This window comes from Rhizobium sp. BK512 (assembly GCF_014194915.1).
GTDB lineage: Bacteria > Pseudomonadota > Alphaproteobacteria > Rhizobiales > Rhizobiaceae > Rhizobium.
On record NZ_JACIAS010000007.1, the window covers coordinates 148,025 to 161,586 of the forward strand.

Annotated in this window: 12 protein-coding genes; 8 read left to right on the forward strand and 4 right to left on the reverse strand. The window is 59.8% G+C overall.

The genetic code is table 11. The annotated features are described in order from the left end of the window. The 3 genes from FHX06_RS24100 to FHX06_RS24110 all read right to left on the reverse strand — a co-directional run bounded on the left by FHX06_RS24100 (position 1) and on the right by FHX06_RS24110 (position 2,939). Positions 1 to 645, reverse strand: coding sequence for a ThuA domain-containing protein (locus FHX06_RS24100; RefSeq protein WP_112544877.1), 645 nt, complete (start codon positions 643 to 645; stop codon positions 1 to 3). A 114-nt stretch (positions 646 to 759) separates the two neighbouring features. Beyond that, on the reverse strand, positions 760 to 1,797 hold the full coding sequence (locus FHX06_RS24105; RefSeq protein ID WP_246715626.1) for a hydroxyacid dehydrogenase: 1,038 nt from the start codon (positions 1,795 to 1,797) through the stop codon (positions 760 to 762). Between the two features lie 113 nt (positions 1,798 to 1,910). Beyond that, positions 1,911 to 2,939: a LacI family DNA-binding transcriptional regulator gene (locus FHX06_RS24110; protein WP_183881144.1), complete on the reverse strand. Its 1,029-nt coding sequence runs from the start codon at positions 2,937 to 2,939 to the stop codon at positions 1,911 to 1,913. A 264-nt stretch (positions 2,940 to 3,203) separates the two neighbouring features. Here FHX06_RS24110 and FHX06_RS24115 point away from each other — a divergent pair, with 264 nt between their 5' ends. From FHX06_RS24115 to FHX06_RS24140, 6 genes are all read left to right on the forward strand, one after another. Beyond that, positions 3,204 to 4,544 (forward strand): ABC transporter substrate-binding protein, encoded by a 1,341-nt coding sequence (locus FHX06_RS24115; protein ID WP_183881146.1) that lies wholly within the window; start codon positions 3,204 to 3,206, stop codon positions 4,542 to 4,544. A 91-nt stretch (positions 4,545 to 4,635) separates the two neighbouring features. Beyond that, the gene (locus FHX06_RS24120) at positions 4,636 to 5,538 is read left to right on the forward strand and encodes a carbohydrate ABC transporter permease (protein ID WP_112970722.1); all 903 of its coding nucleotides are present in this window, start codon (positions 4,636 to 4,638) and stop codon (positions 5,536 to 5,538) included. Next, complete coding sequence (locus tag FHX06_RS24125) at positions 5,535 to 6,419, forward strand: carbohydrate ABC transporter permease (RefSeq protein WP_112970723.1); 885 nt, start codon at positions 5,535 to 5,537, stop codon at positions 6,417 to 6,419. The genes FHX06_RS24120 and FHX06_RS24125 overlap by 4 nt, the downstream gene beginning before the upstream one ends. A 12-nt stretch (positions 6,420 to 6,431) precedes the next feature. Further along, positions 6,432 to 7,487: an ABC transporter ATP-binding protein gene (locus tag FHX06_RS24130; RefSeq protein WP_113209780.1), complete on the forward strand. Its 1,056-nt coding sequence runs from the start codon at positions 6,432 to 6,434 to the stop codon at positions 7,485 to 7,487. Between the two features lie 130 nt (positions 7,488 to 7,617). After that, positions 7,618 to 8,601 carry a UDP-glucose 4-epimerase GalE gene (galE, locus tag FHX06_RS24135; protein WP_113209779.1) on the forward strand — a complete coding sequence of 328 codons (984 nt, stop codon included), beginning with the start codon at positions 7,618 to 7,620 and terminating at the stop codon, positions 8,599 to 8,601. Further along, complete coding sequence (locus FHX06_RS24140) at positions 8,579 to 10,123, forward strand: alkaline phosphatase family protein (protein WP_183881148.1); 1,545 nt, start codon at positions 8,579 to 8,581, stop codon at positions 10,121 to 10,123. The genes galE and FHX06_RS24140 overlap by 23 nt, the downstream gene beginning before the upstream one ends. A 6-nt stretch (positions 10,124 to 10,129) precedes the next feature. Here FHX06_RS24140 and FHX06_RS24145 read toward each other — a convergent pair whose 3' ends face one another. Then, positions 10,130 to 10,633, reverse strand: a complete 504-nt coding sequence (locus FHX06_RS24145; protein ID WP_113209777.1) for a DUF1993 family protein — start codon at positions 10,631 to 10,633, stop codon at positions 10,130 to 10,132. 385 nt (positions 10,634 to 11,018) lie between these two features. On the opposite strand from FHX06_RS24145, the gene FHX06_RS24150 reads away from it, so the two are divergent. Both FHX06_RS24150 and FHX06_RS24155 read left to right on the forward strand, forming a co-directional pair. After that, complete coding sequence (locus FHX06_RS24150) at positions 11,019 to 11,948, forward strand: sugar ABC transporter substrate-binding protein (RefSeq protein WP_112544868.1); 930 nt, start codon at positions 11,019 to 11,021, stop codon at positions 11,946 to 11,948. A gap of 69 nt (positions 11,949 to 12,017) precedes the next feature. Continuing rightward, positions 12,018 to 13,559 (forward strand): sugar ABC transporter ATP-binding protein, encoded by a 1,542-nt coding sequence (locus FHX06_RS24155; RefSeq protein ID WP_113209776.1) that lies wholly within the window; start codon positions 12,018 to 12,020, stop codon positions 13,557 to 13,559. The last annotated feature ends 3 nt before the right edge of the window (positions 13,560 to 13,562 follow it).

Here is a 13,562-nt window from a genome sequence, read left to right on the forward strand (position 1 = left end):
CTACTGTCGGGCGGCCCAACTGAGGCCGCGCCGGAGAATGAGGGGCATGTAGGGATGGTTGAATTCGGCGGCGACATGGCCGAGTGCCGAATAGAAGATGCGACCCTCGCCGAAGTGCCGCTTGAAGACTACCGGCATCGCGATATTGCGCGCGGCCGGATCGTACTGGCCGGTAAAGGTTGTGGTGGCGAGGATTTCGACCGAAGGATCGTAGTGCAGGTAATATTGCTCCGAGCGGTAGTCGAAATCCGGGATGCCTTCCATCAGCGGATCGTCCTGCCGCGTCACCGCGACCCGGAAGTCAATAATATTGCCGGGATGGGCGACCCAGGTGACGCCTGAGACGTAGCGGAAGGGGGCGCTTTCCTTGAAGGACGTGGCAAGGCAGCCATGATGGCCGCCGAGGCCAAGCCCGCCACGTACCGCTTCAACGAGCGCATTGGCATGCGGTTTTTCCAGCGTCTCGCCGGTGATGACAGGGACCAAAAGGTCGGCTTTTGCAAGCTGCGGAGAGCCGAAGATGTCGAGATCATTGGTGATCTCGACCGCAAAGCCGTCTTCACGCAGCAACTCGCCGACGATATTGGCGCATGGTTCCGGCTCATGGCCTGCCCAGCCGCCCCAGACGATGATCGCCTTCTTCATCCTTCCTCCTTTAGAGCGTTTCCGTTTTTTCTTTTGAACTACGAAAATTCTCTATCTCTTTGTCTTCACGCAATTCCGGAGGTAAGACCGCTGCCTGCTTTCACCGGAATTGCTCTAGGCCTGATGCAGCAGACCTTCGATGGTAACACTATGGCGCAACGGCTCGCCGGCCAGATAGCGTTCTATCTCTTCGACCACGAGGCGGCCAAGACGATGGCGCTCGCATCCGATGGCGCCAGCAATATGTGGCGTCATCAGTACATTCTCCAGCGTATAAAGAGGGGAATCGACCGGCGGTGTTTCCGGCTCCGTCACATCGAGAATTGCCCAGAGCCGGCCACTGACGAGTTCGGCCTCCAGTGCTGCGCTATCGACAATGCCGCCACGGGCGGTATTGATCAGCGTTGCGCCGTCGGGCATGCGGGCCAGCATGCCGGCGTCGATCATGCCGCGGGTGGATGCGAGCAACGGCGCGTGGATGGAAATCGTGTCGCAGCTTTTCATCAGTTCGTCGAGAGGAACAAGCGTTGCGCCCATGCGGCGCGCCTCTGACGCATCGACCAATGGATCGTGCAGCAGGATTTCGATGCCGAACGGTCGCAGAAGCTCAATGACACGACGGCCGATGCGCGAGGCGCCGATGATGCCGACACGCTTTTCCCAATTGCCGGCGTCGCCTTCATACTGCTGGGAAACGCCGATGAAGCTGCGCTTCGACGTATAGTCCCGGCGAAACCGGAAAACCTGCTTGTTCGCAAAAAGAATGGCGGCAAGTGTAAATTCGGCGACAGGAACGGCATTCGCATCCGCAGCATTGGTAACGACCACGCCACGCTCGAAAACTTCCGGCGCGACGAAATGCTTCACCGACCCGGCCGCATGAGCGATCAGCCGCAGTTTGGGTGCAGTGTCGAGGACCGCTGCATCGATCATCGGGCAGCCCCAACCGGTTACGAGGATCTCCGCATCCGCGAGAATCTGCCTTGCTGCAGCGGTAGAGAAATCGCCAATCGGCAATTCGCCTGGCATTCGGCAGGCCTGCTTCAGCCTGGCAGTATCAGCAGCGGCAAAGAGCTTTTCAATGCCAAAGGGTCCGAAGGCGAAAGCAAGGGCCGGGCGGGCTTTCTCTGCGATCGAAGCATCCTGAAGCAATTGCACTCTCCCTTGCGCCAAGAAGAACTTCGCGCAGTACCGGAGCGGTCAAGCCGCCTCCCGCATCAGATCGCATGGATGCGCAAGTTGCGCAAGTTAATTACGCATGTTTCTCAAGTTTGCGCAATTTGCGCAACGGTCTCACCGCGCTGCAAGTTGACGCCGCATTCTATCTGCAGGGGCGTGGCACTGGGATCTGCAAGCCGCCGCTGTACAAGGCCGATGGCCTGCCGGGCCATCTCGGCACAGTCGACGCGCATTGTCGTCAGCCTTGGATGCATGAGCGCGGCATAGGGAAGGTCGTCGAAACCAATGACGGAGATCTTTTCCGGCACGGGAATGCCGGCCGCCCCGAGGGCGTTCATGAGACGGAAAGCACCCATATCGTTGGCGCAGAAAACGCTCGTCCAACCGGCTTCGCCGCGGGCACGCTTCTCCACCTCAGCCAGCAATTCCGCATCGGTGCCGCCAGCAACGCTGATTGCCGTAGAGACCGCATCGGGACAGGCTTCCAGCGCTGAATAGAAACCGCGGCGGCGCTGGGTCGTCGTCCAGCGCGTATGATCATGGATATAAAGAAGATTCCGGTGACCCGCGTTTAGCAGGGTGCGGCCTGCGAGTTCAGCTCCAAAGAAATTGTTGGGCGCCACGCAGTCAAAGCGCATGGCGGGATCATAACCATTGACCAGCACGGCGTGGCGCGTGCCATCGAGGAAATGCGATGCAAGATTTTCGGAGAGGTCGATGCCGACAAAGATCGTCATGTTCGCTTCTTCATTCTCCTGGTCGCGCAGCATGCGCTCTGGACCAAGGGAGGTCTCGTCCACCATGCGGATGGAGAGCGTGAAGCCGCCGTCGCGGGCGCTGCTCTTCAGGCCGGCGATGACAGCTTCGTAGAAGGGCGCAAGGCCGCCCGTGGCAAGGCTTCCCGTCACATAGGCGCGCAGGTGGCGCATTTGCGCGGCCGGCTGGCGTCCGCGTCCGAGATAACCGGCATCCTGCGCAAGTTTGCGGATTTGCATGCGGCGCTCGTCGCTGATGCCTCGCGCATCGGACAGTGCGCGCGAAACCGTGCTGACGGAAACGCCCGCTGCTTTTGCGATCGCAATTTGGTTCGCGTCGGGCTTACCTGATTTCTTCACTACCTGTCCTCCTGAACCCTTCGATCAAACGAGGATTCCCGCGACAAATCCACCCTTTGCCACGCATTTTCAATAGCTCTCCGCAGCTTATCGCAGCGCAAGAGGCGATGTATTGCGCAATCAAATTTGCACAGAACTGAAATTTGCGCAATTGACAACGCAAATTGCGCATGCAGAATTGCGGCCCTGTAGAAGGATGGTCCCGCGGCCGCGCATTGCGTTTGCGCTCAGTCCGGTGCCGTCGATTTCGGGAGGAGGAGTTCCATGACAGACGACATGAAACGCGAATTCATTCAGGCGATGATCAGTCGCCGCCAGCTTCTGCAGGCTGCCGGCGCCGGTGCTACGGCTGCCGCCATGTCCGGCTTCGGCTCGGTTGCGAGCGCGCAGGAGAAGGTGGAGCTGACCATCTGGGCCTGGACGCCTAACACGCAGAGCGAGATCGACCTCTTCACCAAGGCCTTCCCGAATATCAGCGTGAAGCTCGAGAATGCCGGCCAAGGCCCGGATGAATATGTGAAACTGCGCAACGCTATCCAGGCCGGCAGCGGCCTGCCCGATGTCGGTCAGGTCGAATTCACGAACATTCCGGGTTTCCGCCAGCTGCAGGCGCTGCTTGATATGGGCCAGCATGGCGCCAACGAGGTCAAGGACAAGTTCATCGACTGGACTTGGGCTTCTGCTTCGGATGGCGATGCCGTCTACGGTATTCCGTGGGACTCCGGCCCGATGGGTATTCTTTACCGTGCTGACGTGCTTGACCAGCACAAGATTGCGGTTCCGAAGACCTGGGCCGAATTTTCCGCCAACTCCAAGGCGCTCTCCAAGGCCGCGCCCGGCACTTACCTTACCAATTTCGGCGGCACGGCAGACGGCGGCTGGGTGATTGCACTTCTCGCGCAGGCCGGCTGGAAGCCCTTCGAGCTCAAGGGCACGGATCTCAAGCTGAACCTCAACGATGCGATCGCCAAGAAATGGGCCGTCTTCTGGCAGGACCTGATCGATGCCGACGCCGTCGGCGTCAAGACGCCGGTCTGGACCACCGACTGGTTCACCGGGCTCGATGAAGGCACCTATGCGTCGTGGATGACGGGTGCCTGGGGCGCCGTCTTCATTCCGCAGTTTGCCAAGAAGAGCAACGGCCACTGGCGCGCAGCACCTCTTCCGCAGTGGGAAGAGGGCAAATATGTCTCCGCCAATCTCGGCGGATCCACCTTCGCCGTCTTCAACACGACGAAGCATCCGAAGGAAGCCACGCAGCTTGCCGTCTTCCTCGGCAGCAATCCGGAAGTGGCGCGCATGTGGACGACCAAGCAGTTCCTCTTCCCGGTTCTGAAGGAGCTTACCTCCGATCAGGAGCTGATGGGCCACAAGTACGATCTCTATGGCGGCCAGGCCGTCAACGAGGTCTTCGCCGAAAGCGCCAAACACGTCGACTCTTCGTTCCAGTATGCGCCGTTCCAGGATTATCTCGCTGCCCAGGTGCAGCAGGAATTCTCGGCCTCCATCGGCGGCAAGGGCTCGCTCAGCGATGCCTTCGATCGCTTGCAGGAAGGGGTCAGCGCCTATTGCTCCGACCAGGGCTACACCGTCTCCCAAGGATGAGCCGCGGGGATGCGGGATTTTCTTCCCGCATCCTTTTGCATCACGCGCGCCATGCCGGCGCATTTCGCATTGAACTGCCGGAGACGGATACATGGCCGGTTTGAAAAGCCGCAAGCGGCGATACCGGGTGAGCAAGGGAATTGCGCCCTATCTCTTCCTCGCGCCTTTCGCACTGCTTTTCATCGCCTTCCTGATCGCGCCGATGGCCTATGCCTTCACGCTGGCAATCTACAAGACAACAGTGGTTGCCGGGACGAAATTCGTCGGCGCGGAGAATTTCGTGCGCGCGCTCGGCGATCCCAAATTCTGGCAGGGCGTCATCGTGCTGGTGAAATTTGCGCTGATCCAGATCCCCGGCATGGTGGCAGCGGCGCTACTTATCGCTCTCATTCTCGATAGCGGCACGGTTTATGCGAAGAGTTTTTTCCGCATCAGCTTCTTCATTCCCTATGCCGTGCCGGCCGTTATCGCGACGTTGATCTGGGGCTATCTCTACGGCCCGTCGTTTGGACCGTTCACACAGCTTGCCACGGCCATCGGTCTGCCGCCGCCGAATTTCCTCGGGCCGAGCACGATATTGCCGTCGATCGCCAATATCGCGAACTGGGAATATACCGGCTATCAGATGATCATCTACTACGCCGCCCTGCAGGCCATTCCGGCCGATCTCGAAGAGGCGGCCTCCATGGACGGGGCGAACAGCTTTACCTATGCGATGCGGGTGAAATTGCCGCTGATCGCTCCGATGGTCGTCGTCACCATCATCTTCTCGATCATCGGCTCGCTGCAGCTCTTCTCCGAGCCCTATTTGCTGCGCAATCTGGCGCCCACTGTCATCAACAATGCCTTTACGCCGAACTACTACGCCTACACGCTCGCCTTTACCAACCAGCAGTACAACTATTCGGCTGCGGTTTCCTTTGTGCTCGGCGGCGTCACGGCGGTGATCTCCTATGCCTTCATGCTGATCGTCAACCGCGGAGGCCGCAAATGACCATCGTCGGCAAATCGAAACGCTCTTCGGCCTTTCGCCGCAATCGCTGGACGCTGACGGCAATCCTCGCCGTGATCTGGCTTTATACGGCGCTGCCGCTGTTTTACGTCCTGGTGGCGGCGTCCAAATCGAACAACGACCTCTTTACCACGTTCGGGCTGTGGTTCTCGGGCGACTTCCGGCTTTTCGAGAATATCCGCCAGGTCTTTTCCTATCAGGGTGGCATCTTTGCCCGGTGGCTGCTCAATACCGTTTTCTATGCAACGGTTGCCGGCGTCGGCGCGGCACTGTTTTCAACCATGGCCGGCTATGCGCTGGCAAAATATGACTTCCGCGGCAAGCGCCTGATCTTTGCGATCATCCTCGGCGCTGTCATGATCCCGCAGACGGCGCTGGTCGTGCCGCTCTTCCTGCTGATGTCGAAGGTCGGCATGGTCAATACGCCGTGGGCAGTCATCCTGCCGTCGCTGGTCTATCCCCCGGGCGTCTTCCTCATGCGGGTCTATGCCGACGATGCAATTCCGAATGAGTTGATCGATGCCGGTCGAGTCGATGGCGCTGGTGAATTCCATATCTTCTCGGCGCTGACGCTCAGGCTTCTGATGCCGGGCTTTGCCACCGTGCTGATCCTCTCCTTCGTGGCGACCTGGAACAACTACTTCCTCCCGCTCGTGGTGCTGAGTTCGGCCGAGTATTTCCCCGTCACGGTGGGGCTCGCGCAATGGTACGCGACGGCGACCGTCGGTTCGGGCGGCGGGGCGGCTCTCTTCACGCTGGTACTGGCCGGCGCACTCATCAGCATCGTTCCCGTCATCATCGCATTCATCGTCATGCAACGCTTCTGGCAAGGCGGCCTCGGCGCCGGCGGCGTCAAGGCGTGAGGAGACTGGCACATGGCCGTCATTGAACTTCGCAAGATCCGCAAATCCTTCGGTGCACTCGACATCATCGGCGGACTGGACCTCCATATAGAAGACGGCGAATTCGTCGTCTTCGTCGGTCCGTCGGGCAGCGGCAAGTCAACGCTGCTGCGCCTCGTCGCCGGTCTGGAGGAGGCCACCTCCGGCCAAATCCTGATCGACGGCGAGGATGTTACGGAGCTCGGCCCGGCAGACCGCAGTCTGTCCATGGTCTTTCAGTCCTATGCTCTCTATCCGCACAAGACCGTGCGCGCCAATATGGCCTTCGGGCTGGAGGTGGCGCGCACGCCGAAGGCGGAGATTGCGCGGCGCGTGCAGGCGGCGGCGGCGTCGCTGAGGCTCGAACCGTATCTCGACCGCAAACCGAAGGAGCTTTCCGGCGGGCAGCGGCAGCGCGTGGCGATCGGCCGTGCCATCGTGCGCGATCCTGTCGCCTTCCTGTTCGACGAGCCGCTATCGAATCTTGATGCGGCACTCCGCGCGGAAATGCGCATCGAGATCGCCAAGCTGCACCAGCGGCTGAAAGCGACGATGATTTACGTCACCCATGACCAGGTCGAGGCGATGACGCTTGCCGACAAGATCGTGGTCTTGAAAGACGGTGAAATCCAGCAGATCGGCTCGCCGATCGATCTTTACGAGAAGCCGGCCAATCTTTTCGTCGCGCAATTTCTCGGCTCGCCGAAGATGAACGTCTTCGACGCGGAACGCGTGAATGGTGGACTACGCGTGGCCAGTTCGGGGCGCCTCGACCTCGCTTCGGCGCCCGCCAATGCAGCCAAGCTTGGCGTACGGCCGGAAGACATTACCGTGACCGCTGTCGGCCAGGGTAATCTCGACGGCAAGGTGGACGTGGTGGAGCGACTGGGCTCAGATACTTACGCCTATGTCGCCCTTTCCGACGGTGCGCTGGTAACGGTGCGGCTTGCCGGAAATGCCCGGCTCACCGTCGGCGAGGCCATCAGCCTTCAGTTCGACAGGAATGAACTGCATCTTTTCGACGGGACCGGCCAAGCAATCGCCCTGTAAACACGTGCATTTTCATATACAAGCCGCCTCTAATCTTCTTATTTTTGCAGATATGTAACCGAGATAACTTTTTACTGACGTGTAACTTGGCTAAGGTCCGCGCATCTGTGGCTTGCAAAAGGTGAGATGCATGGCAGGTGAAACGGTACTCGTCGTCGGCGGTGCGGGATATATTGGCTCGCATACGTGTCTTGATCTGGCGAACAAGGGTTACAAGCCCGTCGTCTTCGATAATTTTTCCAACGGCCATCGCGAATTCGTCAAATGGGGACCGGCGGAAGAGGGCGATATTCGCGATAGGGCCCGTCTCGATGAGGTGCTGGCAAAGCATAAGCCGTCGGCAATCCTGCATTTCGCGGCGCTGATCGAAGTCGGCGAATCGGTCAAGGATCCGGTCTCGTTCTATGAGAATAATGTCATCGGCACGCTGACGCTGTTGTCGGCGGCGCAGGCCGCCGGCATCAATGCCTTCGTCTTCTCGTCCACCTGCGCGACCTATGGTCTGCCGCAGAGCGTGCCGCTCGATGAGACGCATCGCCAGGAGCCGATCAATCCCTACGGCCGTACCAAATATATCGTCGAGCAGGCGCTTGCCGATTACGACCAGTACAAGAGCCTTCGCTCCGTCGTGCTGCGTTATTTCAATGCCGCCGGTGCCGATTTCGAAGGCCGGATCGGCGAATGGCACCAGCCGGAAACGCATGCGATCCCGCTGGCGATCGATGCAGCGCTCGGCCGTCGCCAGGGGTTCAAGGTTTTCGGCAGCGATTACGAGACGCGCGACGGCACCTGCGTGCGCGACTATATCCATGTTCTCGATCTTGCGGACGCACATGTGCGCGCCGTCCAATATCTGCTTGATGGCGGTGAATCCGTCGCGCTCAATCTTGGCACGGGCACCGGCACGACGGTGAAGGAACTGCTCGGCGCCATCGAAGACGTCTCCCGAAAGCCGTTCCCAGTCGAGTATATCGGTCGTCGCGAGGGCGATTCGCATACACTGGTTGCCAATAACGACAAGGCGCGGGACGTGCTGGGCTGGGTGCCGCAATATGATCTCTCGCGGATCATCCAGTCGGCCTGGAACTGGCATGCGCGATCAAACCATCACTGAACGCGGCTCAAAGCCCAACGTTCTCGTCATCACTGCGGACCAATGGCGCGGCGATTGTCTCTCTTCTGTGGGGCACGCCTGCGTCAGGACGCCCAATGTCGATGCCCTGGCTAAAGACGGGACGCTCTTCCGGCGGCATTACGCCGGTGCCGCGCCCTGTTCGCCGGCGCGGGCCACGCTCTATACCGGCCTCTACCAGATGAACCACCGGGTCTGCCGGAACGGCTCGCCGCTCGACCGGCGTTTCGACAATCTGGCGCTGGCAGCAAGGCGGGCGGGTTACGACCCGACGCTGTTCGGCTATACGGATACGGCGCCCGATCCGCGCGATATGGATGCCAATGACCCGCATTTGACGACCTATGAAGGTGTGTTGCCGGGTTTCACTGTCCGCCAGCTTCTGCCGGAGCATGAGAGGCAGTGGCTCTCATGGCTACGCTCACGCGACCGCGCGGATGCCACCAGCCGCGATGTCCATATTCCGGTCGGGACTGTCGGAGGGGAAATCTCGAATGCGGCGCCAGCCTATTCACGCGAAGAGACGCAGACCGCCTTCCTGACAGGGGAATTCATCCGCTGGATGGGCGAGCAGGATGCGCCATGGTTCGCGCATATTTCCTTTTTGCGGCCGCACCCGCCTTTCTCCGTGCCGGAGCCCTTCAACCGGATGTTCGGGCCTGGGGAAGGCCCTGCTTTTGCGCGTGCGACGGACCGTGAAAGGGAACAGCAAGGCCATCCCTATCTCGCCTATGCCATGCCGCGAACTCAAAAGGGCAGCTTCATCCATGGAGCGGAGGGACCGCTCAGCGATTTGAGCGCTGCCGACTTCGACGCCATCCGGTCGATCTACTATGGGATGATCGCCGAGGTGGATGACCAGCTCGGTCGGATCTGGCAGGCGCTGAAGGATGCGGACGAATGGGACAACACGATCGTCGTCTTCACGTCCGATCATGCCGAGATGGCGGGTGATCACTGGACGCTCGGCAAGGGCGGCTATTTCGAGGGCAGCTATCATATTCCTCTCGTCATCCGCGATCCTCGCGCGGCTTCAGCCGGCGGTATCGTCGAGAGTTTCACCAGTGCTGCCGATGTGTTCCCGACGCTCTGCGATCGGCTCGGCATCAGACCTGCCAATGATATCGACGGGCGCTCGCTTGCGCCTTTCCTCGATGGCGGTATGGCGCAGGGCTGGCGGGATGCGGCGTTCTGGGAATTCGATTTTCGGGATATCGCCCATGGCGAAGCGGAACGGCATTTCGGCCTTCGGCCGAACGAGCTGAATCTTGCCGTCATTCGCGACGAGCGATTCAAATATGTACATTTCACTTCATTGCCAGCACTGCTCTTCGATCTCGTCAAGGATCCGATGGAGCTGCGCAATCTTGCCGATGATCCGGCCTATGCTTCGGTGCGGCTCCACTATGCCGAACGGCTGCTGTCGCTCAGAGCGCGACATCTGGATCAGACGCTTGCCTATACCGAGCTGACGGAAAAAGGGCCGGTGATGTACCGGCCCTGAGCGGCGTCAGAAGTTTCCGAGGAAGTCCCGCTTGCCGACCGGCGCACCCTGATTGCGCAGGATGGCGTGTGCCGTCGTCACGTGGAAATAGAAGTTCGGCAGCGCGAAGAGCGCGACATATTCGATGCCGGGAACGACAGAGCCGTTGCGGCCCGGAACCGTGATTTCCCTTAGATCGCTGCCATCAAGAGCTTCGGCAGAAAAGCTCGCAAGGTAAGCTTCGGTCTTGGCCATACGCTCCCGCAGGTCGGCGATCGTCGTTTCATTATCTTCGAACTTCGGCGCCTCAGTTGCCGTCAGGCGGGCGAGCGCGAACTTCGCGCTATCGCTGGCGCGCTGATACTGGCCGGAAAGCGGCAGCATATCCGGGGCAAGGCGTGCATTTATGAGGATGGCCGGGTCGATTTTCTTTTCCTCGGCATAGGCTTCCGCCTTGTCGAGATAGGTCTTCATACTGGCAATGCCGCGCTGGAACATCGGCACGGTCAAACGATACATCGAAATGGACATTGGTCCTCTCTCCAAATTCTTTAAAAAACGGCTGTGTGCGCAGGCCGTTGGGGCTCCGCCTAGATGGGGATCTCTACGGCTTTCGCAATACGCGCCTGTGACGGTCCTTTCCCATGATGGCCAGATTGCAACAGGCCAATCATGCACAATTCACCTTGGCAGAATGGCTTCTACTCCGCAGCGACAGCGGAAATCGGCAAAGAGACTTGACGTCGTTTCGATAAAATGGAATGAATATTCCGCGAAGCAAATTTTACGGTTTGTTTGTTCCGTTTTAACGGAACCGCCACGGGAGAGGCGGCATGGGATTGAGGTTCGCAGACGGATGTCTGGGACCCCGGCGTGAGGAGGGTGCAGCCGGGCACCGCTTTGTGGAGGAAATGCAATGAAAAGATTTATCCTGGGCACCGCGATGGCGCTCGTCCTGTCGACGGCCGCACATGCGGAAACCGTTGGCGTTTCGATGGCGAAATTCGACGACAACTTCCTGACCGTTCTGCGCAACGGCATGACTGATTATGCAAAGACGCTGAATGGCGTCACCCTGCAGGTTGAAGACGCGCAGAACGACGTTTCCAAGCAGCAGAGCCAGATCCAGAATTTCATCGCCTCCAAGGTCGATGCAATCATCGTCAACCCTGTCGATACCGATGCGACGACGGCAATGTCGAAGCTCGCTGCCGATGCCGGCATTCCGCTGGTTTACGTCAACCGTCAGCCGGTCAACGTCGACACGCTGCCCGAAAAGCAGGCTTTCGTCGCTTCCAACGAACAGGAATCCGGCACGCTGGAAACCAAGGAAATCTGCCGTATTCTCGGCGGCAAGGGCAAGGCCGTCGTTATCATGGGCGAGCTTTCCAACCAGGCTGCGCGCATGCGCACCCAGGACGTTCATGATGTCGTCAAGACGGACGAATGCAAGGGACTGGAGATCGTGGAAGAGCAGACGGCCAACTGGGATCGCACCCAAGGCGCCGACCTGATGACCAACTGGCTCTCCAGCGGCATCGAGTTCGACGCCGTGATCTCCAACAACGACGAAATGGCGATCGGCGCCATCCAGGCGCTGAAGGCAGCCGGCAAGGATATGACCAAGGTCGTCGTCGGCGGCGTCGACGCCACGCAGGACGCGCTTGCCGCCATGCAGGCGGGCGACCTCGACGTCACCGTGTTCCAGGATGCCGCGGGCCAAGGCAAGGGCGCGCTCGACACGGCACTCAAGATTGCCAAGGGCGAAAAGGTCGAGAAGAAGGTCTACATCCCCTTCCAGCTCGTCACGCCTGCCAACGTCAAGGACTTTGTCTCCAAGAACTGAGGCAAACGCCAAGCAGGATGCGGGTTCTGCCCGCATCCTTTCAGCCTGTCCGTATCCGGAGGAGATGATATGGTCGTCAGCCCGTCAACCATGGCCGCCGTGCGCGCAAGCGGCGCAGTTCCGAATGCGGAATATCTCTTGAGCGCAGCGGGCGTTCGCAAGGAATTTCCGGGCGTCGTGGCGCTCGACGATGTGCAGTTCCGGCTGAAGCGCGCTTCCGTGCATGCGCTGATGGGTGAAAACGGCGCCGGCAAGTCGACTCTGATGAAAATCCTCGCCGGCATCTACACGCCCGACAAGGGCGATATCCGCCTGAAAGGGGCGGAAATCCGGTTGAAATCTCCGCTCGATGCGCTGGAGAATGGGATCGCCATGATCCATCAGGAGCTGAACCTGATGCCGTTCATGACGGTCGCCGAAAATATCTGGATCCGCCGCGAGCCCAAGAACCGCTTCGGTTTCGTCGACCACGGCGCGATGCATCGCATGACCGAGGCGCTGTTTGCCCGGCTCAATATCGCGATCGATCCTGATATCGAGGTCCGCTACCTCTCGGTCGCAAACCGGCAAATGGTCGAGATCGCCAAGGCAGTTTCCTACAATTCCGACGTCCTCATCATGGACGAGCCGACCTCGGCGCTGACGGAGCGCGAGGTCGAGCATCTTTTCCGCATCATTCGCGACCTGAGATCCCAGGGCATCGGCATCGTCTACATCACCCACAAGATGAACGAGCTCTTCGAGATCGCCGACGAGTTCTCCGTTTTCCGTGACGGCAAATATATCGGCACGCATGCCTCCACTGATGTCACCCGCGACGACATCATCCGCATGATGGTCGGCCGCGAGATCACCCAGATGTTCCCGAAGGAAGAGGTGCCGATCGGCGAGGTGGTACTGTCGGTGAAGGACCTCAGCCTGTCCGGCATCTTCCGCGACGTTTCCTTCGAGGTGCGCTCGGGCGAAATCCTCGGTGTGGCGGGCCTCGTCGGCTCCGGCCGATCGAATGTCGCCGAAACGCTGTTCGGCGTGACACCGGCAAGCTCCGGCACGATCGAGCTTTTCGGCAAGCAGGTACAGATCACTTCGCCGACGACAGCGATCCGCAATCGCATGGCTTTCCTCACGGAAGACCGCAAGGATACGGGCTGTCTCCTGATCCTCAACGTGCTCGAAAACATGCAGGTCGCCGTGCTGCACGACAAGTTCGTCAAGGGCGGCTTTGTTCAGGAGGGCGCGATTGAGGAAACCTGCGAGGACATGGCGCGCAAGCTGCGCGTCAAGACCCCGACCCTCTATGAGCGGGTCGAGAACCTCTCGGGCGGCAATCAGCAGAAGGTGCTGATCGGCCGCTGGCTGCTCACCAATCCGAAGATCCTGATTCTCGACGAGCCGACACGCGGCATCGATGTCGGGGCCAAGGCGGAAATCCATCGGCTGGTCACGGAAATGGCGCGCAACGGCGTCGCCGTCATCATGATCTCTTCGGAGATGCCCGAGGTTCTCGGCATGAGCGACCGTATCATGGTGATGCACGAGGGGCGCGTCACCGGTTTTCTCAATCGCGACGAAGCAACGCAGATCAAGGTGATGGAACTCGCCGCGCAGTGATTG

Excerpts from the sequence above, each read along its gene's own strand:
- FHX06_RS24150 (WP_112544868.1), top strand. The coding sequence starts at position 11,019 with ATGAAAAGATTTATCCTGGGCACCGCGATGGCGCTCGTCCTGTCGACG.
- FHX06_RS24120 (WP_112970722.1), top strand. The coding sequence starts at position 4,636 with ATGGCCGGTTTGAAAAGCCGCAAGCGGCGATACCGGGTGAGCAAGGGA.
- FHX06_RS24125 (WP_112970723.1), top strand. The coding sequence starts at position 5,535 with ATGACCATCGTCGGCAAATCGAAACGCTCTTCGGCCTTTCGCCGCAAT.
- FHX06_RS24130 (WP_113209780.1), top strand. The coding sequence starts at position 6,432 with ATGGCCGTCATTGAACTTCGCAAGATCCGCAAATCCTTCGGTGCACTC.
- FHX06_RS24140 (WP_183881148.1), top strand. The coding sequence starts at position 8,579 with ATGCGCGATCAAACCATCACTGAACGCGGCTCAAAGCCCAACGTTCTC.
- FHX06_RS24115 (WP_183881146.1), top strand. The coding sequence starts at position 3,204 with ATGACAGACGACATGAAACGCGAATTCATTCAGGCGATGATCAGTCGC.
- FHX06_RS24155 (WP_113209776.1), top strand. The coding sequence starts at position 12,018 with ATGGTCGTCAGCCCGTCAACCATGGCCGCCGTGCGCGCAAGCGGCGCA.
- FHX06_RS24145 (WP_113209777.1), bottom strand. The coding sequence starts at position 10,633 with ATGTCCATTTCGATGTATCGTTTGACCGTGCCGATGTTCCAGCGCGGC.
- FHX06_RS24100 (WP_112544877.1), bottom strand. The coding sequence starts at position 645 with ATGAAGAAGGCGATCATCGTCTGGGGCGGCTGGGCAGGCCATGAGCCG.
- galE (WP_113209779.1), top strand. The coding sequence starts at position 7,618 with ATGGCAGGTGAAACGGTACTCGTCGTCGGCGGTGCGGGATATATTGGC.